General features: G+C 71.0%; 16 protein-coding genes and 1 tRNA gene. 10 read left to right on the top strand and 7 right to left on the bottom strand.

What is annotated here, in order from left to right; all coding sequences use genetic code 11:
- Positions 1–219: 219 nt before the first annotated feature.
- Positions 220–1332 carry a LacI family DNA-binding transcriptional regulator gene (locus tag AB0E91_RS09765; protein ID WP_361777824.1) on the bottom strand — a complete coding sequence of 371 codons (1113 nt, stop codon included), beginning with the start codon at positions 1330–1332 and terminating at the stop codon, positions 220–222.
- Positions 1333–1739: 407 nt separating this feature from the next.
- Here AB0E91_RS09765 and hisC point away from each other — a divergent pair, with 407 nt between their 5' ends.
- The 4 genes from hisC to cydD all read left to right on the top strand — a co-directional run bounded on the left by hisC (position 1740) and on the right by cydD (position 9225).
- The gene (hisC, locus tag AB0E91_RS09760) at positions 1740–2819 is read left to right on the top strand and encodes a histidinol-phosphate transaminase (protein WP_361777821.1); all 1080 of its coding nucleotides are present in this window, start codon (positions 1740–1742) and stop codon (positions 2817–2819) included.
- A gap of 254 nt (positions 2820–3073) precedes the next feature.
- Positions 3074–4582 (top strand): cytochrome ubiquinol oxidase subunit I, encoded by a 1509-nt coding sequence (locus AB0E91_RS09755; RefSeq protein WP_361777818.1) that lies wholly within the window; start codon positions 3074–3076, stop codon positions 4580–4582.
- Positions 4583–4597: 15 nt separating this feature from the next.
- A complete protein-coding gene (cydB, locus tag AB0E91_RS09750) occupies positions 4598–5602 on the top strand; it encodes a cytochrome d ubiquinol oxidase subunit II (RefSeq protein ID WP_361777815.1) in 1005 nt (334 codons plus the stop codon).
- Positions 5603–5661: 59 nt separating this feature from the next.
- Positions 5662–9225, top strand: a complete 3564-nt coding sequence (gene cydD / locus AB0E91_RS09745; protein ID WP_361777812.1) for a thiol reductant ABC exporter subunit CydD — start codon at positions 5662–5664, stop codon at positions 9223–9225.
- A gap of 172 nt (positions 9226–9397) precedes the next feature.
- On the opposite strand, the gene AB0E91_RS09740 is transcribed toward cydD, so the two are convergent.
- The 4 genes from AB0E91_RS09740 to AB0E91_RS09725 all read right to left on the bottom strand — a co-directional run bounded on the left by AB0E91_RS09740 (position 9398) and on the right by AB0E91_RS09725 (position 13768).
- The gene (locus AB0E91_RS09740; protein WP_361777809.1) at positions 9398–10327 is read right to left on the bottom strand and encodes an HAD hydrolase family protein; all 930 of its coding nucleotides are present in this window, start codon (positions 10325–10327) and stop codon (positions 9398–9400) included.
- 216 nt (positions 10328–10543) lie between these two features.
- On the bottom strand, positions 10544–11446 hold the full coding sequence (locus AB0E91_RS09735) for an LLM class flavin-dependent oxidoreductase (RefSeq protein ID WP_361777806.1): 903 nt from the start codon (positions 11444–11446) through the stop codon (positions 10544–10546).
- A gap of 63 nt (positions 11447–11509) precedes the next feature.
- The gene (locus tag AB0E91_RS09730; protein WP_361777803.1) at positions 11510–12058 is read right to left on the bottom strand and encodes an RNA 2'-phosphotransferase; all 549 of its coding nucleotides are present in this window, start codon (positions 12056–12058) and stop codon (positions 11510–11512) included.
- Positions 12059–12181: 123 nt separating this feature from the next.
- A complete protein-coding gene (locus AB0E91_RS09725) occupies positions 12182–13768 on the bottom strand; it encodes an SDR family oxidoreductase (protein WP_361777800.1) in 1587 nt (528 codons plus the stop codon).
- 235 nt (positions 13769–14003) lie between these two features.
- Here AB0E91_RS09725 and AB0E91_RS09720 point away from each other — a divergent pair, with 235 nt between their 5' ends.
- From AB0E91_RS09720 to AB0E91_RS09695, 6 genes are all read left to right on the top strand, one after another.
- Positions 14004–14969 (top strand): ABC transporter ATP-binding protein, encoded by a 966-nt coding sequence (locus tag AB0E91_RS09720; protein ID WP_361779041.1) that lies wholly within the window; start codon positions 14004–14006, stop codon positions 14967–14969.
- A complete protein-coding gene (locus AB0E91_RS09715; protein WP_361777797.1) occupies positions 14959–15891 on the top strand; it encodes an ABC transporter permease subunit in 933 nt (310 codons plus the stop codon). Before AB0E91_RS09720 ends, AB0E91_RS09715 begins: the two co-directional genes overlap by 11 nt.
- Complete coding sequence (locus AB0E91_RS09710) at positions 15888–16799, top strand: ABC transporter ATP-binding protein (protein WP_161183409.1); 912 nt, start codon at positions 15888–15890, stop codon at positions 16797–16799. Before AB0E91_RS09715 ends, AB0E91_RS09710 begins: the two co-directional genes overlap by 4 nt.
- A gap of 9 nt (positions 16800–16808) precedes the next feature.
- Positions 16809–17528 (top strand): ABC transporter permease, encoded by a 720-nt coding sequence (locus AB0E91_RS09705; protein WP_361777793.1) that lies wholly within the window; start codon positions 16809–16811, stop codon positions 17526–17528.
- A gap of 114 nt (positions 17529–17642) precedes the next feature.
- Positions 17643–17885, top strand: coding sequence for a hypothetical protein (locus AB0E91_RS09700; protein WP_161183411.1), 243 nt, complete (start codon positions 17643–17645; stop codon positions 17883–17885).
- A 281-nt stretch (positions 17886–18166) separates the two neighbouring features.
- Positions 18167–18253: transfer RNA gene (locus tag AB0E91_RS09695), tRNA-Ser, on the top strand.
- 50 nt (positions 18254–18303) lie between these two features.
- Here the strand turns inward: AB0E91_RS09695 and AB0E91_RS09690 are convergent.
- On the bottom strand, positions 18304–19116 hold the full coding sequence (locus AB0E91_RS09690) for a Cof-type HAD-IIB family hydrolase (RefSeq protein WP_361777790.1): 813 nt from the start codon (positions 19114–19116) through the stop codon (positions 18304–18306).
- Entirely contained in the window at positions 19113–20390 is a 1278-nt protein-coding gene (gene serS, locus AB0E91_RS09685; protein ID WP_361777787.1) for a serine--tRNA ligase, read from the bottom strand. The genes AB0E91_RS09690 and serS overlap by 4 nt, the downstream gene beginning before the upstream one ends.
- Positions 20391–20766: the final 376 nt, after the last annotated feature.

The raw sequence follows: 20766 nt of genomic DNA, 5'->3' as shown, positions 1-20766 counted from the left end.
TCGCGCCGCAGCTGCACCGCTTCGGACTGCCTGGTCGCAGCGGCCCGCGGTGTCGTGGGCCCATCATAGGAATGAGCGTCGCGCCATGTGACGACCCAGGGGTGGTGAATCCGAACAAGACGCCAGTTCATCGTGGCTTTCACGCCGATTGGGCATGAGTTCGACCGGTTGTCGGCGTGGGCCCGCCGGGCGGGTCGGCCGGGCCACGCCGAGGACCGGCTACCCCTTCTCCGGCGTTCGGGGCGGGCTCACCGTCGTCCGCGGGGGGCGCCGCTGCGACGAGGTGCGCACGATCAGTTCCGTCGGTATGACCTGTTCGACCGGGTGGTCGGAGTCGACTCCCTCGATGGCGTCGATGAGGAGCTGGACCACGGCCGTGCCGATGCGGCGGGGCTTGAGGGAGAGGGTGGTGATGGGCGGCTCGGTGGTCGCGTACACCGTGGACTCGCTGCAGCACACCAGCAGCAGGTCGTCGGGGACGCGCAGGCCGTAGCGGCGGGCGGCGGCCAGGAGGTCGGTGCCGTTGGGGTCGAAGAGGCCGTAGACGGCGTCCGGCCGGTCGGGGCGGGCGAGGAGCCGGTCGGCGGCGACGGCGCCCGCGCACGGGTCGTGTGCCGGGTACGCCTCGTACACCGGGTCCTGGCCGACGCGCTCGCACCAGCGCAGATAGGCGGTGGTCGACAGATGGGTGTACGTGTCCGTCGTGGTGCCGGTGAGCAGGCCGATCCGGCGGGCGCCCGCGGCGGCGAGATGGTCGAGGATGCCGAGGACGGCGGCCTCGTGGTCGTTGTCGACCCAGGCGGTGACGGGGAGCGATCCCGCCGGGCGGCCGTCGGAGACGACCGGTAAGCCCTGCCGGACCAGTTCGCTGACGACCGGGTCCTGGTCGGAGGGGTCGATGACGACCGTGCCGTCGAGGGCCACGTTGGACCACACGTCGTGGCGCGAGGTGGCCGGGAGGATGACGAGCGCGTAGCCACGGGCGAGCGCGGCGGAGGTGGCCGCCCGGGCCATCTCGGCGAAGTACGCGAACTCGGTGAAGGTGAAAGGTTCATCCCCGTACGTGGTCACGGTCAGGCCGATGAGGCCGGACTTGCCCGTACGGAGGGTGCGGGCGGCGGCCGACGGGCGATAGCCCAGCCGGTCGGCCACCTCGCGGACATGGCGCCGGGTGGCATCCGGGAGCCGACCCTTGCCGTTGAGGGCGTCGGAGACGGTCGTGATGGAGACCCCGGCGGCGGCGGCCACGTCTCTGATGCCCGCCCGGCTCGGTCGGCTGCCTCGTCGTGAGGTTTCCGCGCGGCTCACCTGGTGCTTCCCTGCTGCTGTCATGGCGTGCCGATAGTAGGGCTCAGGCGGTGGGGTAGTGCGGACGCATATGCACGCGTTGACAGGCACGTTTCTGCATGGTCGTCAGTACATAACTGCATAGGAAAACAAGGTAGTTGATCGATTCGATGGCGAGACGTGACTTATCCACGCGTGTGGACCTGCCGACTGCCCGATGTTTCGAAGAGGTCTCAACTCACCTGCACGAGGGATGCGCGCCACGGCGCGAGCCACCGGCGCACGGCCAGACGTACGGTGCGCCCCCCAGGGAGAGCCCCGGTCCGGACGCCCCGCGCGGCCGACGGAGCCCGCGTCGCGAAGGTACGCAACCGCGCCGAATCCTCTTAAGGTGAGGAGTATTGGAAGCCGGCGGCATCGACGGTCCGCCGGTGGTCGCGAGGAGGACTGCGGTGAGCGAGACGAGCCCCAAGCTGCGCGCCGAGCTGGAGGGTATCCCCACCTACAAGCCGGGCAGGCCCGCCGCGGTCGGCGGTCAGGCCGCCTACAAGCTCTCCTCCAACGAGAACCCCTATCCCCCGCTGCCCGGCGTCATGGAGCGGGTCACCGCCGCCGTCGCCGAGTTCAACCGCTACCCGGACATGGCCTGCACCGCGCTCATGAGCGAGCTGGCCGAGCGCTTCGGTGTCCCGGTGTCCCACATCGCCACGGGCACCGGCTCGGTGGGCGTGGCCCAGCAGTTGGTCCAGGCGACCAGCGGGCCCGGCGACGAGGTGATCTACGCCTGGCGCTCCTTCGAGGCGTACCCGATCATCACGCAGATCAGCGGTGCCCGGTCGGTCCGGGTGCCGCTGACGGACGGCGATGTGCACGACCTGGACGCGATGGCCGACGCGATCACCGACCGGACGCGGCTGATCTTCGTGTGCAACCCCAACAACCCGACCGGCACGGTGGTCCGGCGCGCCGAGCTGGAACGGTTCCTCGACCGGGTGCCCGCCAATGTGCTGGTGGTGCTGGACGAGGCGTACCGGGAGTTCATCCGCGACCCGGAGGTGCCCGACGGGGTCGAGCTGTACCGGGAGCGGCCGAACGTCTGCGTGCTGCGCACCTTCTCCAAGGCGTACGGCCTCGCCGGGCTGCGGGTCGGCTTCGCGATCGCCCACGAGCCGGTGGCGGCGGCGCTGCGCAAGACGGCGGTGCCGTTCGGGGTCAGCCAGATCGCGCAGGAGGCGGCGATCGCCTCGCTGCAGGCGGAGGACGAACTGCTGGGCCGGGTGGGCTCGCTGGTGTGCGAGCGCCAGCGCGTGTCGGAGGCGCTGCGCGCCCAGGGCTGGACCGTGCCGGAGAGCCAGGCGAACTTCGTGTGGCTGCGGCTGGGGGAGCGCACCGCGGAGTTCGCCGAGGCGTGCGAGCGGCACGGTGTGGTGGTCCGGCCGTTCGCGGGCGAGGGAGTCCGGGTGACGATCGGGGAGACCGAGGCGAACGACATCTTCCTGAAGGTGGCGGAGGCGTTCCGCGAGAAGGACTGAGCGGATCGCCGTAAGCGGTACCGAAGCGTTCCTGTGGGCCCCGCCGTGTGCGGGGCCCCAGCCGTTGGCGCGTCCGGTGCCAGGAGGGGCTGTCGTATTGGTGGCTGACCCCCTATCGGATATCGAAGGCGCGTACGTCATAATGGCTTGTGAATGTGAACGCTTTCACAAGCGCGGTCCCAATAGCCCCATATGCACTAGACAAAAAGGGCAAACCCCACCGTGTGTCACGGTGGAGTTAGGAGAGTGACGACGTGGAACTGGCTCTGGCGCCGGAGACCCTGGCGCGCTGGCAGTTCGGCATCACCACCGTCTACCACTTTCTCTTCGTTCCGCTCACGATCTCCCTGGCCGCCCTCACCGCGGGGCTCCAGACGGCATGGGTGCGCACGGGGAAGGAGGTGTACCTCAGGGCGACGAAGTTCTGGGGCAAGCTCTTCCTGATCAACATAGCCATGGGTGTCGTCACCGGCATCGTGCAGGAGTTCCAGTTCGGCATGAACTGGTCGGCCTACTCGCGCTTCGTCGGTGACATCTTCGGCGCCCCGCTCGCCTTCGAGGCCCTGATCGCCTTCTTCTTCGAGTCCACCTTCATCGGACTGTGGATCTTCGGCTGGGACAAGCTCCCCAAGAAGATCCACCTGGCCTGCATATGGATGGTCTCGCTCGGCACGATCCTGTCGGCGTACTTCATCCTCGCGGCCAACTCCTGGATGCAGCACCCCGTCGGCTACCGGATCGACAAGGCCAAGGGCCGTGCGGAGCTGACCGACTTCGGGGCCGTGCTCTTCCAGAACACCGCGCTCAGCCAGGCGTTCCACACCCTGGCCGCGGCCTTCCTGACCGGTGGCGCCTTCATGGTGGGCATCGCCGCCTACCATCTGGCCCGCCGCAGGCACATCCGCGTGATGAAGACCTCGCTGCGCCTCGGTCTGGTCACCGTGGTCGTCGCTGGACTGCTCACCGCGGTCAGCGGAGACGTGCTCGGCAAGGTCATGTTCAAGCAGCAGCCGATGAAGATGGCCGCCGCCGAGGCCCTGTGGGACGGTCAGAAGCCCGCCCCCTTCTCGATCTTCGCCTACGGCGACGTGCAGAAGGGCCACAACACCGTCGCCATCGAGATCCCCGGCCTGCTGTCCTTCCTCGCCAACGACGACTTCTCGTCCTACGTGCCCGGCATCAACGACGTGAACAAGGCCGAGCAGCAGCGGTTCGGGCCCGGTGACTACCGGCCCAACATCCCGGTCGCCTTCTGGGGCTTCCGCTGGATGATCGGCTTCGGCATGTTCTCCTTCACCCTCGGGATCGCCGGACTCTGGCTGACCCGCAAGAAGTTCCTGCTCCCCCAGCATCTCCGGGTCGGCGAGGACGAGGTGCCGCACCTGGTCCTCCTCCCCCACAAGGCGCTCGGCCCGAAGCTCGGCACCTGGTTCTGGCGCATCGCCGTCTGGACACTGGCCTTCCCGCTGATCGCCAACTCCTGGGGTTGGATCTTCACCGAGACCGGCCGCCAGCCCTGGGCCGTCTACGGCGTCCTGCAGACCCGCCACTCGGTCTCCCCCGGCGTCTCCCAGGCCGAGGTCGTCATCTCGATGGCCGTCTTCACCGCGCTCTACGCGATCCTCGCCGTCATCGAGGTCCGGCTGCTCGCCAAGTACGCCAAGGCCGGTCCGCCCGAGCTGACCGAGGCCGACCTCAACCCGCCCACCAGGATTGGCGGCGATCTCCGTGACGCCGACAAGCCGATGGCCTTCTCGTACTAGGCCGGGGGAACAGTCATGCATCTTCACGACATCTGGTTCGTCCTGATCGCCGTCCTGTGGACCGGCTACTTCTTCCTGGAGGGGTTCGACTTCGGGATCGGCATCCTCACCCGGCTCCTCGCCCACGACCGGGCCGAGCGCCGGGTGCTGATCAACACCATCGGTCCCGTCTGGGACGGCAACGAGGTGTGGCTGCTCACGGCGGGCGGTGCGACCTTCGCCGCCTTCCCGGAGTGGTACGCCACCCTCTTCTCCGGCTTCTATCTGCCCCTGCTGGTGATCCTGGTCTGTCTGATCGTCCGGGGCGTCGCCTTCGAGTACCGGGCCAAGCGACCCGAGGAGAACTGGCAGCGCAACTGGGAGTGGGCGATCTTCTGGACCTCGCTGCTCCCGGCCTTCCTCTGGGGCGTGACCTTCGGCAACATCGCGTACGGGGTGAAGATCGACCGGCACTTCGAGTACGTCGGCGGCCTCGGGGATCTCTTCCACCCCTACGCACTGCTCGGCGGTGTGGTGACGCTCACGCTGTTCATCTTCCACGGCGCGGTCTTCGCGGCGCTCAAGACGGTCGGGGACATCCGGGTACGGGCGCGTCGGCTGGCCCTGCGGGCCGGTCTCGTCACCGCTGTGCCTGCGCTCGGCTTCCTGCTGTGGACGCAGGCCCACAGCGGTGACGTCTCCAGCCTCGCGGCGCTGATCGTCACGGTCGCCGCGCTGACGGCAGCCCTCGTGGCCACCGGTGCGGGACGGGAGGGATGGGCGTTCGCGCTGTCCGGGGTGACCATCGTGGCGGTCGTCGCGATGCTCTTCCTGTCGCTCTTCCCGAACGTCATGCCGTCCACGCTCGACGGAGACTGGAGCCTGACCGTCACCAACGCCTCTTCGAGCCCGTACACCCTGCGGATCATGACCTGGTGCGCCGTGATCGCCACGCCGCTCGTGCTGCTCTACCAGGGCTGGACCTACTGGGTGTTCCGTAAGCGCATCGGTACGCAACACATCGCCGACACCGCACACTGAGCGTCCCAAGGGTATGTTTCACGTGAAACACACTCTCGGGACTGAAGGACACGTTTCACGTGAAACCGATCGATCCCCGCCTCCTGCGCTATGCGGGCGCCACGCGTCTCTTCCTGGTGGCGGTCGTTGTCCTGGGCGCACTCGGCGCCGGGCTGGTCATCGCCCAGGCGATGCTCATCGCCGAAGTCGTGGTGGGCGCCTTCCAGCAGGGCAAGACCGCTTCCGAGCTGGTCACACCCCTCGGGTTGCTGGTCGCCGTCGCCTGTGGGCGGGCGCTGGTCTCCTGGCTCACCGAGCTGGCGGCCCACCGGGCCAGCGCGGCGGTGAAGTCGGAGCTGCGGGAGCGGCTGGTCGAGCGGGCCGCCACGCTCGGCCCCGGGTGGCTGAGCGGCCAGCGCACCGGTTCGCTGGTCACGCTGGCCACGCGCGGGGTCGACGCCCTCGACGACTACTTCTCGCGCTACCTTCCGCAGCTGGGGCTCGCGGTGGTCGTGCCCGTGGCCGTCCTGGCGCGGATCGTCACCGAGGACTGGGTGTCGGCGGCGATCATCGTCATCACCCTGCCGCTCATCCCGATCTTCATGATGCTGATCGGCTGGGCCACCCAGTACCGGATGGACCGGCAGTGGGGGCTGCTGTCCCGGCTCTCCGGCCACTTCCTGGACGTGGTGGCGGGGCTGCCCACGCTGAAGGTCTTCAACCGGGCCAAGGCGCAGGCCGAGTCCATCCGCCGGATCACCGGCGAATACCGCCAGGCCACCATGCGGACCCTACGGATCGCCTTCATCTCGTCCTTCGCCCTGGAACTGCTGGCCACGCTCTCGGTCGCCCTGGTCGCCGTGACCATCGGTATGCGCCTGGTGCACGGCAGCATGGACCTGTACATCGGCCTGGTCATTCTGGTGCTGGCGCCCGAGGCGTACCTCCCGCTGCGCCAGGTCGGAGCCCAGTACCACGCGGCGGCCGAGGGCCTGGCAGCGGCGGAGGAGATCTTCGCCGTGCTGGAGACCCCCGTCCCGGCGTCCGGCACCGGCCGGGTGCCCGAGGGCGCGCTCTCCTTCGACTCCGTGACCGTCCGCTACCCGGGCCGCTCGACGGACGCCGTGGCCGACGTGTCCTTCGCCGTCGAACCCGGGGAGACCGTCGCGCTGGTCGGCCCCAGCGGCGCCGGCAAGACCACCCTGCTCAACGTCCTGCTCGGCTTCGTACGCCCCACCGCGGGGCAGGTCCGGATCGGCGGGGCGGATCTCGCGGACCTCGACCTCGAGCAGTGGCGCTCACGGATCGCCTGGGTGCCGCAGCGGCCGCACGTCTACGCGGGCACCATCACCGAGAACGTCCGGCTGGCCCGCCCCGACGCCGACGACGCGGCCGTGCGCCAGGCCCTCGCGGACGCGGGTGCCCTGGACTTCGTCGACGCGCTGCCCGCAGGTGCCGAGACGGTGCTGGGCGAGGACGGGGCGGGGCTGTCCGCCGGTCAGCGCCAGCGGCTCGCGCTCGCCCGCGCCTTCCTCGCGGACCGGCCCGTACTGCTCCTGGACGAGCCCACGGCCGCCCTGGACGGCGCCACGGAGGCGGACGTCGTGGCGGCGGTCCGGCGGCTCGCCGTGGGCCGCACGGTCCTCCTGGTCGTGCACCGGCCCGCGCTCCTCGAAGTGGCCGACCGGGTGGTCCGGCTGGCGGCCCCGGCCCCCTCCGAGGCCGCTCCCGTCATGGCCGAGGTGATCCCTCCGGAACTGGCCGCCACCGCGCTCGACGCCCATGTGCCCGAGCCCGCCGCGGCCGCCACCACCCTCGCGGACCTGCCGGACAGCGGGCCGCTCGACGCGGACGGCATGCCGGTCCCGCCCGCGACGGCGAACGGCAGCCGCCCGAGGCACGTCCTGGCCCGGGTCCGGGCACTGGCCGCGCCCCGCTACGGTCGCCTCGCCTTCGCCCTGGTCCTCGGCAGCCTGGCGCTCGGCTGCGCGGTCGGCCTGATGGCGACCTCCGGCTGGCTGATCTCGCGGGCCTCGCAGGAACCGCCGGTGCTCTATCTGCTGGTGGCCGTGACCGCGACGCGGTTCTTCGGCATCGGGCGGGCCGTCTTCCGGTACACCGAGCGGCTGGTCTCGCACGACGCGGTGCTGCGGATGCTCGCCGACACCCGGGTCGCCGTCTACCGGCGCCTGGAGCGGCTGGCGCCCGCCGGGCTGCGGACCACCCGGCGCGGCGACCTGCTCAGCCGACTGGTCAGCGACGTGGACGCCTTCCAGGACTACTGGCTGCGCTGGCTGATGCCCACCGGTGTCGCGGTCGTCGTCTCCGCCGCCTCGGTCGGCTTCACAGCGTGGCTGCTGCCCGAGGCCGGGGCCGTCCTGGCGGCGGGCCTGCTCCTCGCGGGCGTGGGCGTGCCCCTGCTCACCGCGTCGGTCGCCCGGCGCACCGAGCGCCGCCTCGCCCCGGCGCGGGGCGAGCTGTCGACCCGCGTGACCGACGTGCTCACCGGCACCGCCGAGCTGACCGTGGCCGGTGCGCTGCCCGCCCGTACGGACGCGGCCCGGCGCGCGGACGGCACGCTCACGAAGATCGCTTCGCGCGCGGCCGGGATCACCGCCCTCGGTGACGGACTGACCGCGCTGATCTGCGGACTCACCGTCGCCGCCGCCGCGCTGGTCGGCGCCACCGGGGTCGCCTCGGGCCGCCTGCACGGCGTCGCGATGGCCGTCATCGTCCTCACCCCCCTGGCCGCCTTCGAGGCCGTTCTCGGGCTGCCGCTCGCCGCGCGCTACCGGCAGCGGGTGCGGCGCAGCGCGGAGCGCGTGTACGAGGTCCTGGACGCCCCGGTGCCCGTGCGCGAGCCGGAGGAGCCCCGGCAGGCCCCCGCCTCGCCGTTCCCGGTCGTGGTGCGCGACCTCAGCGCCCGGTACGAGGGACAGCACGGCGACGCGTTCGCCGGACTCGACCTCACGCTGGAGCAGGGCCGCCGGATCGCCGTGGTCGGACCGTCGGGCTCGGGCAAGACCACCCTCGCCCAGGTGCTGCTGCGCTTCCTCGACCCGCGCGCGGGCAGCTACACGCTGGCCGGTGTCGCGGCGGACGAGCTGGACGGCGACGACGTGCGCAGGCTGGTCGGGCTGTGTGCCCAGGACGCCCACCTCTTCGACAGCACCGTGCGGGAGAACCTGCTGCTGGCGCGGAAGGACGCGACCGAGGCCGAACTGCGCGACGTCCTGCTGCGGGCCCGCCTCCTCGACTGGGTGGACGAGCTGCCCGAGGGCCTGGACACGCTGGTCGGAGAGCACGGCGCCCGGCTCTCCGGGGGCCAGCGGCAGCGGCTCGCGCTGGCGCGGGCCCTGCTCGCGGACTTCCCGGTGCTGGTGCTGGACGAGCCCGCCGAGCACCTGGACCTGCCGACTGCCGACGCGCTCACGGCGGACCTGCTGGCCGCCACCGAGGGCCGGACCACCCTGCTGATCACGCACCGGCTCGCCGGTCTCGACGCGGTGGACGAGGTCCTCGTGCTGGACGCGGGCCGGGTCGTGCAGCGCGGCCCGTACGCGGAGCTGGTCTCCGCCGACGGCCCGCTGCGCGCGATGGCGCGGCGCGAGGCCGAGGCGGAGACGCTGGTGGTGGCCGGCTAGGGGGTGTCTCCTCGATCTTCGTGGATCAGCCCGCGGCGTCTGGTGCGGTGCCTCGGCGTGCGGTCGAGTCGGCCTCGTACTGGACGTACTTGGGCGATTCGGCCGTGCGGCGAGGTGCCGTGCCAGGCACCGCGGGCCCGCGAAGATCGAGGAGACACCCCCTAGGGGATGGTCAGAGGCGGTCGGCGAGCAGCCGCTCGATCACGACCGCCACCCCGTCCTCGGTGTTGGCGACCGTACGGCCGGTGGCCGCGGCGAGGACGTCGGGGTGGGCGTTGCCCATCGCGTAGGAGCGCCCGGCCCAGGTCAGCATCTCCAGGTCGTTGGGCATGTCGCCGAAGGCGACGACCTCCTCGGGCGAGATGCCCCGCTCGGCGCAGCACAGCGCCAGGGTGCTGGCCTTGGAGACCCCGGCGCCGCTCAGTTCGAGGAGCGCGCTGGGGCTGGAGCGGGTGACGTTGGCGTGGCCGCCGATCGCGATACGGGCCGTGGTGAGGAACGCGTCCGGGTCCAGCTCCGGGTGGTAGGCGAGGATCTTGAGGACGGGCTGGTCGGCGTCCGGGCCGTCCGGCGCGAGCAGCTCCTCGGCGGGCAGCAGGTTGTCCGGGATCTCCATGTGCAGCTTGGGATACGCGGGCTCCTGGTGGAAGCCGTAGGTCTGCTCGACGGCGAACACCGTGCCCGGTGCCGCCTCGCGCAGCAGCCCCACCGCGTCGAGCGCGCTCTGCCGGGTCAGCTCGCGCACCGAGACGAACCGATGGGCGCCGGGGCCGCCGTGCAGGTCGACCACGGCGGCGCCGTTGCCGCAGATCGCGAGGCCGTGGCCGTGGACGTGATCGGCGACCACGTCCATCCAGCGGGCCGGGCGGCCGGTGACGAAGAAGACCTCCACCCCCGCCTCCTCGGCCGCGGCGAGCGCGGCGACGGTCCGCGCGGAGACCGTCTTGTCGTCGCGCAGCAGGGTGCCGTCGAGGTCGGTGGCGATCAGCCGGGGCGGCGGGCCTACGGTGCCTCCTTGTCCGAGCGGGGCCGGGAACGCGGGTGATACCGGGGGCGTCCCCGGCTGTCTGGTCGCTGAGGTCACCCGGCCATTCTCGCGCATATGCGCGCACGGTCGTGCGGGACTCCGCACATATGAGGCGCGGTTGGGGTCAGATCGGGTCACATCCGGCCACGGCTGATGCCTGTCGGGCCGACTCTCCCGTCCGCTTCGTCGGCCCGTCCTTGCCGGTCCAGCCCCGCTGCCCCGCCCGCCACTCCGGTTCTGCCCCGCCGGCCCAGCCCAGCCTCGCCGGCCCACCCCGCCGGACCACTCCCGTCAGCCCAGCTGCGCGGCCGCCTCCATCGCGATCCGCTCGAAGACCTTCTGGTCGGCGGCGAAGTCGGAGTCCGGGACGGGCCAGTGGACGACGATCTCGGAGAAGCCCAGCTCCCGGTGGCGGCCCGCGAAGTCCACGAACGCGTCCAGCGACTGGAGCGGCCCACTGCGGTCGGGGGTGAAGCCGGTGAGCAGGATCTTGTCCAGCTCGGCCACGTCCCGGCCGGCCTCCGCGCACGCCTCGCCCAGCCTGGCCAGCTGGCCGCGCAGCGCCTCGACCGACTGCTCGGGGGTGCCGTTCTCGTACAGCTTCGGGTCGCCCGTGGTCACCCACGCCTGCCCGTACCGCGCCGCCAGGCGCAGGCCGCGCGGGCCGGTGGCCGCCACCGCGAAGGGCAGCCGGGGCCGCTGCACACAGCCGGGGATGTTGCGGGCCTCGACGGCCGAGTAGAACCGGCCCTCCTCGGTGACCGCGTCCTCGCTGAGCAGCCGGTCGAGCAGGGCCACGAACTCCGCGAACCGGTCGGCGCGCTCACGCGGCGTCCACGGCTCCTGGCCGAGCGCGGTCGCGTCGAACCCGATGCCGCCCGCGCCGATGCCGAGGGTGATCCGGCCGTCGGAGACGTCGTCCAGGGAGATCAGGTCCTTGGCGAGGGTCACCGGGTGCCGGAAGTTGGGGGAGGTGACGAGCGTGCCCAGCCGCAGCCGCGAGGTCGTGGCCGCCGCCGCGGTCAGCGTGGGCACCGCACCGAACCAGGGGCCGTCGCGGAAGGCGCGCCACGACAGGTGGTCGTAGGTGTACGCGGCGTGGAAGCCCAGGTCCTCCGCGCGCTGCCACTTGGCACGGCCGCCCTCGTTCCAGCGGTCGACGGGAAGGATCACGGTGCTCAGACGCAGACTCATGGCGTCGAGCCTACGTGGCCCGTGAACAGGGCCCGGACGCCCGTGAAAGCGCCCCGGGCCCGGTCAGCGCGCCTCGGTGAACCGCAGATACCGCGCCGGGACCGCCTCCGTCAGCCAGACCCCGTTCGCGCTGACGCGGAAGACATGGCCGTCGCGGTGCATGGCGGCGGCGTCCACCGGGAGGACGACCGGGCGGCCGCGCCGGGAGCCGACCCGGGTGGCCGTCTCGCGGTCGGCCGAGAGATGGACGTCGTGGCGGCTCATGGGCCGCAGCCCCTCCGTGCGGATCGCGTCCAGGGCGCGGGCGACGGTGCCGTGGTACAGGTACGGCGGCGGGGTGGCCGGGGGAAGCCCCAGGTCGACGTCCACGGTGTGGCCCTGGCTGGCGCGGATGCGGGTGCCGTCGACCGCGTAGCGCTTCTTGTCGTTGACGGCCACGACATGGTCGAGTTCCTCGCGCGTGAACCGGAAGCCGTGCGCGGCGGCCGCCGTCATGAGGGCGTCGATCTCGACCCAGCCGCCCGCGTCCAGCGTGAGTCCGATGCGCTCGGGCTGATGGCGCAGGTGCTTCGCGAGGTACTTCGACAGCTTTACAGTGCGTCTGTCATCCATATTTCCTTACATTCCCCCTTTCCTGTTTGGTCTGGTTACCTTCTTTCCCGATTCCCTGATTTACATGAAGAGACGTAGGTCACGCACTCGATTTTCATTCTGAGGTTTGATCCACAGTTAAGTTCACTTATCCACAAGGAAGTTGGTGATCCTGTGGACAACTGACGCCCTTTTCGCGACAGTTGGCTTGTTCTGTGCCACGGCGTCGAGGATCGAGCTCGCGGCCTTCTCCGACGGCCAGTTGACGCCGGGAGCTGTAGGGGCGGCCGTAACTCCAATGTCGTGCACGGACAGTTCGGCGCGCAGGCGATCCGAAAGATCCGTCACGGTCGAACCGACATTGACGACGTGGCCGCCCTGCCCGCGCTCCACCATGTGCGCCCCGAAGAGACGGCAACTGTGCAGTGTGCCGAACAAGTTGGCCTTCAGCGCCGCCCGCCAGTCGTCGGTGGAGGCGGTGAGAAGGGAGTCCGGGAGGTCGACGCCCGCGCTGTTCACCAGCACGTCCACCACACCGTGTTCGCTGTGCACTCTCCCGGCCAGCTTCTCCACGGCCTGTTCGTCGGAGACGTCCACCGACTCCGCCCATGCCCCCGACGCCCCCAGTGACAGGGCGAGTTCGGCCGTGCGGGCGGCCGCTTCCGGGTCGCGGTCCACGGCCACCACGCGCGCGCCGGCCGCCGCGAAGGCGAACGCCGTGGCCCGGCCGATGCCGTCGCCCGCACCGGTGATCAGCGCCAACTGCCCGGCGAAACGGTCACCATGGCGGCCGTCGGGCACGGCAGCCGGGCCGCCCTCCTCGACCGATTCCACGAATTCGGTGATCCACAGGGAGAGTTGATCGGGGCGGGTGCGCGGAATCCAGTGCTTGGCCGGGAGTACGCGCCGGACCAGCCGGGGCACCCACTGCTCCAAGTCGTCGTAGAGCTGCGGGGAGAGGAACGCGTCGCCCTCGGGCGTGATCAGCTGCACCGGCACATGCGCGTGGGCGTCCGGGCGCGGTTTGCGCAGCCGGGCACGGACGTTGTCCCGGTAGAGCCAGGCGCCGTTGGCCGCGTCCGAGGGCAGGGAGCCGGTCGGGTAGCCGTCGGCCGGGACCTTCTCCGCCCGCTGGAGGATCCCCGGCCAGCGCCTGCCGAGCGGGCCGCGCCAGGCGAGTTCGGGCAGCACGGGGGTGTGCAGCAGGTACACGTACCAGGACTTGGCGCCCTGGCCGAGGAGTTGGCCGATCCTGCGAGGCGTCGGGCGCTTCACGCGCGCGTTGATCCAGTGCCCGAAGTGATCCAGGGACGGCCCCGACATGGAGGTGAAGGAGGCGATACGGCCCCGGGTGCGGGCGACCGTCACGAACTCCCAGGACTGCACCGATCCCCAGTCGTGGCCCACGAGATGGACCGGCCGGTCCGGGCTCACCGCGTCCGCGACGGCCAGGAAGTCGTCGGTCAGCTTGGCCAGCGTGAAGCCGCCGCGCAGCGGCTTCGGCGCGGTCGAGCGGCCGTGGCCCCGGACGTCGTACAGCACCACGTGGAAACCGCGGGAGAGCCGGGCGGCGACCTCCGACCAGACCTCCTTGCTGTCCGGGTAGCCGTGCACCAGCACCACCGTCGGCCGTGCGGGATCGCCGAGCTCGGCCACGCACAGCTCGATCCCGCCGGTCCTGATCCGGCGCTCGCGCACACCCTCCAGCATCTCGCGCGCACCTTCCAGCATCACGTCTCCTCCGCCCGGCGCCGCACTCCCGACCCCGCTGAATCTCGCAGTTGTTAGAGGCGGCGTCAATAGGGGAGATCACCGGGGCAACCCCTAGGGATCCCGGCCCACCGGCCCCCGGGACCCGTCTCCCGCACGGTCCCCTAGGGCCCCGTACTACCCGAGACTGACTCCAAGACGGCTCTGAGGTCTGACGACCGGCGTGGCCCGCGTCACTACCGTCGGGGACGTGACTGTGATCGCGACCGAGAGCCTGAGCAAGCGGTACCCACGGGTGACCGCTCTCGACCGGCTGTCCGTGGACATCGGACCCGGTGTGACCGGACTCGTCGGTGCCAACGGCGCCGGCAAGTCCACCCTGATCAAGATCCTCCTGGGTCTGTCCCCCGCCTCGGAGGGCCGTGCCACCGTGCTCGGCCTCGACGTGGCGACCGAGGGCGCCGCCATCCGGGAGCGGGTCGGGTACATGCCGGAGCACGACTGCCTGCCGCCCGACGTCTCGGCCACCGAGTTCGTCGTGCACATGGCCCGCATGTCCGGACTGCCGGCCGCCGCCGCGCGCGAGCGCACCGCGGACACCCTGCGCCATGTCGGCCTCTACGAGGAGCGGTACCGCCCCATCGGCGGCTACTCGACCGGCATGAAACAGCGGGTCAAGCTCGCCCAGGCGCTGGTGCACGACCCGCGCCTCGTCTTCCTGGACGAGCCGACCAACGGCCTCGACCCGGTCGGCCGTGACGAGATGCTCGGCCTGATCCGCCGCGTCCACACCGACTTCGGCATCTCCGTCCTGGTCACCTCGCACCTGCTCGGCGAGCTGGAGCGCACCTGCGACCACGTGGTCGTCGTCGACGGCGGCAAGCTGCTGCGGTCCAGCTCCACCACCGACTTCACCCAGACCACGACGACCCTCGCGATCGAGGTCACCGACAGCGACACCCACCCCGACGGCACCCGCGCCCTGCGCGAGGCCCTCGGCAAGCGCGGCCTCGACACCGAGGACGAGGGCGGCGGCCTGCCCGGCGCCGGACACATCGTCCTGGTGACCGCGAGCGGCGACGAGACGTACGACCTGGTGCGCGACGTCGTCGCGGACCTCGGACTCGGCCTGGTGCGCATGGAACAGCGCAGGCACCGCATCTCCGAGGTGTTCACCACCGCCGACGAGCAGCGGAAGGAGGCCGCCGGCCATGGCGGTTGAGCACCCCACCCAGCACCCCGTCACCGAGTCGGCGGGTTCGCCCTCCGGCGACCAGACCCGCATCCACGACATCGGCTACCGCGGCTACGACGGCCCCCGCCTCGGCCGCGCCTACGCCCGACTCTCGCTCTACTCGCAGTCCCTGCGCGGCGCCTACGGCCTCGGCCGCTCGGCCAAGTCCAAGGTGCTGCCCATGCTGCTGTTCGCGGTGATCTGCGTGCCCGCGGCCATCATGGTCGCCGTCGCGGTGACCACCAAGGCGCACGAACTGCCGGTCCCCTACAGCCGGTACGCGATCATCATGCAGGCCGTCATCAGCCTGTACGTGGCCTCGCAGGCACCGCAGTCGGTCTCGCGCGACCTGCGCTTCAAGACCGTGCCGCTGTACTTCTCGCGGCCGATCGAGACCGCCGACTACGTGCTCGCGAAGTTCGCGGCGCTCGCCTCGGCCCTGTTCATCCTCACCGGCGGCCCGCTGCTCGTGCTCTACGTGGGCGCGCTGCTCGCCAAGATGGGGGTGGCCCACCAGAGCGAGAAGTTCGGCCAAGGAGTGGTCGCGGTGGCCCTGCTCTCCCTGCTGTTCGCCGGGATCGGCCTGGTCATCGCCTCCGTCACCCCGCGCCGCGGCTTCGGCATCGCCGCCGTCATCGCCGTCATGACGATCTCCTACGGCGCGGTCTCCACGCTCCAGGCCATCGCCGACGCCCAGGGCAACAGCGGCGCGGTGCCGTGGATCGGGCTGTTCTCCCCGGTCACCCTGATCGACGGCATCCAGTCGGCCCTGCTCGGCGGCGCGTCGTCGTTCCCCAGCGGTGTCGGCCCGTCCACCGGCGAGGGCTTCGTCTACCTGATCGTCGTCCTCGGTCTGATCGCCGCGTGCTACGGCCTCCTGTTGCGCCGCTACAAGAAGGTGAGCCTGTGACGACCCTCAGCATCGACCACGTCTCCCGCTGGTTCGGCAACGTGGTCGCCGTCAACGACATCACCATGACGATCGGCCCCGGTGTCACCGGTCTGCTCGGTCCCAACGGCGCGGGCAAGTCCACCCTCATCAACATGATGGGCGGCTTCCTCGCCCCCTCCACCGGCTCGATCACCCTGGACGGCCGCCCGGTGTGGCGCAACGAGTCCGTCTACCGGGAGATCGGCGTCGTACCCGAGCGGGAGGCGATGTACGACTTCCTCACCGGGCGCGAGTTCGTGGTCGCCAACGCCGAACTGCACGGCCTCGGCGACAAGGAGGCGCAGCGCGCCCTGGCCACGGTCGAGATGGAGCACGCGCAGGACCGGAAGATCTCCACGTACTCCAAGGGCATGCGGCAGCGCGTGAAGATGGCCTCCGCGCTCGTCCACGACCCCTCGCTGCTGCTGCTCGACGAGCCGTTCAACGGCATGGACCCGCGCCAGCGGATGCAGCTCATGGACCTGCTGCGCACCATGGGCGACGAGGGCCGCACCGTGCTCTTCTCCTCGCACATCCTGGAGGAGGTCGAGCAGCTCGCCCGGCACATCGAGGTCGTCGTCGCCGGACGGCACGCGGCCAGCGGCGACTTCCGCCGCATCCGCCGTCTGATGACCGACCGGCCGCACCGCTACCTGGTGCGCTCCAGCGACGACCGGGCCCTCGCGGCCGCGCTCATCGCGGACGCGTCCACGGCCGGCATCGAGGTCGACACGTCCGAGGACGCGCTGCTCGTCCAGGCCGTCGACTTCGGCCGCTTCACCACGCTGCTGCCGAAGGTCGCCCGTGACCTGGGTATCCGGCTGCACACGGTCTCGCCGTCGGACGAGTCCCTGGAGTCCGTGTTCTCGTATCTGGTCGCGGCGTAGGAGGCCAAGATGTACGACCCCACCGTCGCCCGGCTCACCTACCGGGCCCTGCTCGGCCGCCGCCGGGCCCTCGTGCTCGGCGTGCTGCCGCTGCTCCTGATCGTCATCTCCGCGATCGTCCGTGCCCTGACCGGCGCCGACGACCAGGTGACCGCCGACGTCCTCGGCGGGTTCGCGCTCGCGACCATGGTGCCCATCATCGGCGTCATCGCGGGCACGGGCGCCATCGGACCGGAGATCGACGACGGCTCCGTGGTCTATCTGCTGTCCAAGCCGCTCAAGCGGCCGACGATCATCTTCACCAAGCTGATCGTCGCCATCGCGGTCACCATGGTGTTCTCCGCCGTCCCGACCCTGATCGCGGGCCTGATCCTGAACGGCAACGGCCAGAACATCGCCGTCGCCTACACGATCGCCGCGCTGGTCTCCTCCATCGCCTACTCGGCGCTGTTCCTGCTGCTCGGCACCGTCTCGCGGCACGCGGTGGTCTTCGGGCTCGTCTACGCGCTGGTCTGGGAGGCGCTGTTCGGCTCCCTGGTGTCCGGTGCGCGCACCCTGAGCGTCCAGCAGTGGTCGCTCGCGGTCGCCCACAAGGTCGCGGGCGGGGACCTGATCACCTCCGACGTGGGGCTGCCGACGGCCACCGTGCTGCTGATCGTGGTGACCGTCGCGGCCACCTGGTTCGCGGGGTGGAAGCTGCGGTCGCTGACGCTGGCGGGCGAGGAATAAGCGGGCGAGGAACAAGGGCGAGGAACAAGAGGAAGGCCCCGGCGCTTTGACGGGGCCTTCACTCCTGCCCCGGCACACTGGAAGCACGCTGAGACACGGCACGGGGGTGCGCGGATGACCGAGCGGACACCGCAGGACGACGAGCCGGGACGGGACGGCCCCGGCTCGTGGGACGACGTGGTCCTCGACGAGGACTTCGTCCGGGACGCCGACACCGTCGAGCCGTCCGCCCGGGCCCGGATGCTCGCCGCCCGCTGGCGCGCGGAGCGGCCCGAGCCGCAGCCTTGGCGCTCGGACGAACCGCCCGCGGGCTGGTTCTTCAGCCGGGCCCGCCGGCGCAGGTGGCGCCGCCGGTAGCGCCGTTGATCCGGTGGCACCTTCGGTCCGTTAATTCGGTGGCACCTTCGCTCCGGGCCGGGGCACAGTAGGTGTTGCCCCCGCCGGGAACGTCCCGGCGCACCCGAACCGGGAGAGGAGCCGGACGATGCCTCTGCACGGCAGTACGTCCGACTCCCCACAGGGTGGCCCGAGGCGGACTCCGGTGTAGTTACCCCACCGTCGAGCCCGTTCCTTACAGGGAGCCGCCCGGGGCGGCCGCTTCGAGCACGCGAAGTCGCTCTCGCGTGGGCCGCCCACCCGGAGGATTGGCCGAGTGGCAAGGCACCGGCTTGCTAAGCCGTGGTCGGGTGTCAAAGCCCGCGCACGTTCGATCCGTGCATCCTCCGCATGACCGCACCCTGTCGGGCGGGACCGTCCTGGTCCCGCCCGACAGGGTTCAGGCTCGCTCGTCGAGCAACCGCTCCAGGACGACCGCGATGCCGTCCTCGTCGTTGGAGGCCGTCACCTCGTCGGCCACCGCGCGCAGGTCCTCGTGGGCGTTGCCCATGGCGACGCCGTGGGCGGCCCAGCCGAACATGGGGATGTCGTTCGGCATGTCGCCGAAGGCGATCGTGTCGGCCGCCTTCAGGCCGAGGCGGCGGGCTGCCAGGGAGAGGCCGGTGGCCTTGGACAGGCCGAGCGGCAGCAGTTCGACGATGCCCTCGCCCGCCATGACGACGGTGACGAAGCCGCCCGCAGCGCCCTGCGCGGCCTCGGCCAGCTCGTCGCTGCTCAGCCGCGGGTGCTGGATGTAGATCTTGTTCAGCGGGGCGGCCCACAGGTCGGACACGTCGGTGAACGGCGTGCTCGGCAGGGTGCCGGTGACCGCGTAGCCGGGGCCGACCAGCACATCGCCGTCCAGCCCGTCCCGGCTGGCGGCGATGTACAGCGGACCGACCTCCGCCTCGATCTTCGCCAGCGCCACGCCCGCGATCTTCCGGTCCAGGGTGACCGAGGTCAGCAGACGGTGCTGCCCCGCGTCGTAGACCTGGGCGCCCTGGCCGCAGACGGCCAGGCCCTCGTAGCCGAGGTCGTCCAGGATGTGCCGGGTCCAGGGGACGGCACGGCCGGTGACGACGATGTGCGCGGCGCCCGCCTCCGCGGCGGCGACGAGCGCCTCGCGGGTGCGCGGCGAGATGGTGCCGTCGCCGCGCAGCAGCGTGCCGTCGAGGTCGGTGGCGATCAGCCGGTAGGGGAGTCCGTCGCTCACTTGGCGGTCGGCTCCAGCACCTCACGACCGCCGAGGTACGGACGCAGCACCTCGGGGACGCGGACCGAGCCGTCGGCCTGCTGGTGGTTCTCCAGGATCGCCACGATGGTGCGCGGTACGGCGCACAGCGTGCCGTTGAGCGTGGCCAGCGGCTTGACCTGCTTGCCGTCGCGCATCCGGATCGACAGGCGGCGGGACTGGAACTCGGTGCAGTCCGAGGTCGAGGTCAGCTCGCGGTACTTGCCCTGGGTCGGGATCCACGCCTCGCAGTCGAACTTGCGGGCCGCGGAGGAGCCGAGGTCACCGGTGGCCACGTCGATCACGCGGAACGGCAGCTCGAGCGAGGTCAGCCACTGCTTCTCCCACTCCAGCAGGCGCTGGTGCTCGGCCTCGGAGTCCGCCGGGTCGACGTACGAGAACATCTCGACCTTGTCGAACTGGTGGACGCGGAAGATGCCCCGGGTGTCCTTGCCGTGCGAGCCGGCCTCGCGGCGGAAGCACGGGGAGAAGCCCGCGTACCGCAGCGGCAGCTTGTCGGCGTCGATGATCTCGTCCATGTGGTACGCGGCGAGCGCCACCTCGGAGGTGCCGACCAGGTACAGGTCGTCCTTGTCCAGGTGGTACACGTCCTGCGCGGCCTGGCCGAGGAAGCCGGTGCCCGCCATGGACTGGGGGCGCACCAGCGCGGGGGTGAGCATCGGCGTGAAGCCCGCAGCGGTGGCCTGCGCCATGGCCGCGTTCACCAGGGCCAGCTCCAGGAGGGCGCCGACGCCGGTGAGGAAGTAGAAGCGGGAGCCGGAAACCTTGGCGCCGCGCTCGGTGTCGATCGCGCCGAGGAGCTGGCCGAGCTCCAGGTGGTCCTTGGGCGCGAAGCCCTCGGCGCCGAAGTCGCGGATCGTGCCGTGCGTCTCCAGCGTGACGAAGTCCTCCTCGCCGCCGACGGGCACGCCGGGGTGGACGAGGTTGCCGAGCCGGAGCAGCAGCTCCTGGGTCTCGGTGTCGGCCGCGTCGCGCTCGGCGTCGGCGGTCTTCACGTCCGCCTTCAGCTGCTCGGCGCGCTTGAGCAGCTCGGCCCGCTCCTCGGGAGCGGCCTTGGGGATCAGCTTGCCGAGCTGCTTCTGCTCGGCGCGCAGCTCGTCGAAGCGGACGCCGGAGGACCTGCGCCGCTCGTCGGCAGAGAGGAGGGAGTCGACGAGCGCGACATCCTCTCCACGGGCGCGCTGGGACGCGCGCACACGGTCGGGGTCCTCACGAAGCAGGCGAAGGTCAATCACGGAGCCAAGGCTACCGGTGCGGGGGGACGGGCCGGGAATCACTTCCCGGTTCCGCCGCGCGGAGATCGTCCGGAGTGCCCCGGCCTGCCCGGACTCCCTTGTGGCGGGCGGTACTTGGCGGATGCCGTTGTCCACAGGAATCCACAGCGGGGATCGAGTTATCCACAGGCTGTGCGAAAGAGTTGTGGATTTTGGAATTGATCACTCCGGAACTGGGTGCGGGTTCGAAGAATTACCGGTTCAAACACCCATGACACCCACTTTCGGGCGTAGATAGGTCGCCTCAAAAGGTGAATCGAAGGAAACGGGTAGACGAAAACCGATCTACATAAGGATGACGCGTCTTGGACCGGCTAGGGCGATTTGTCGACCGTGG

The organism is Streptomyces sp. NPDC026659 (assembly GCF_040638245.1).
In the GTDB taxonomy this organism is placed as follows: domain Bacteria; phylum Actinomycetota; class Actinomycetes; order Streptomycetales; family Streptomycetaceae; genus Streptomyces.
Note: the sequence above shows the minus strand (reverse complement) of the source record. Positions and strands in the feature narration are given on the sequence as shown.

Excerpts from the sequence above, each read along its gene's own strand:
- AB0E91_RS09765 (WP_361777824.1), bottom strand. The coding sequence starts at position 1,332 with ATGACAGCAGCAGGGAAGCACCAGGTGAGCCGCGCGGAAACCTCACGA.
- cydB (WP_361777815.1), top strand. The coding sequence starts at position 4,598 with ATGCATCTTCACGACATCTGGTTCGTCCTGATCGCCGTCCTGTGGACC.
- AB0E91_RS09740 (WP_361777809.1), bottom strand. The coding sequence starts at position 10,327 with ATGCGCGAGAATGGCCGGGTGACCTCAGCGACCAGACAGCCGGGGACG.
- AB0E91_RS09735 (WP_361777806.1), bottom strand. The coding sequence starts at position 11,446 with ATGAGTCTGCGTCTGAGCACCGTGATCCTTCCCGTCGACCGCTGGAAC.
- AB0E91_RS09730 (WP_361777803.1), bottom strand. The coding sequence starts at position 12,058 with ATGGATGACAGACGCACTGTAAAGCTGTCGAAGTACCTCGCGAAGCAC.
- AB0E91_RS09725 (WP_361777800.1), bottom strand. The coding sequence starts at position 13,768 with ATGCTGGAAGGTGCGCGCGAGATGCTGGAGGGTGTGCGCGAGCGCCGG.
- AB0E91_RS09715 (WP_361777797.1), top strand. The coding sequence starts at position 14,959 with ATGGCGGTTGAGCACCCCACCCAGCACCCCGTCACCGAGTCGGCGGGT.
- AB0E91_RS09705 (WP_361777793.1), top strand. The coding sequence starts at position 16,809 with ATGTACGACCCCACCGTCGCCCGGCTCACCTACCGGGCCCTGCTCGGC.
- AB0E91_RS09700 (WP_161183411.1), top strand. The coding sequence starts at position 17,643 with ATGACCGAGCGGACACCGCAGGACGACGAGCCGGGACGGGACGGCCCC.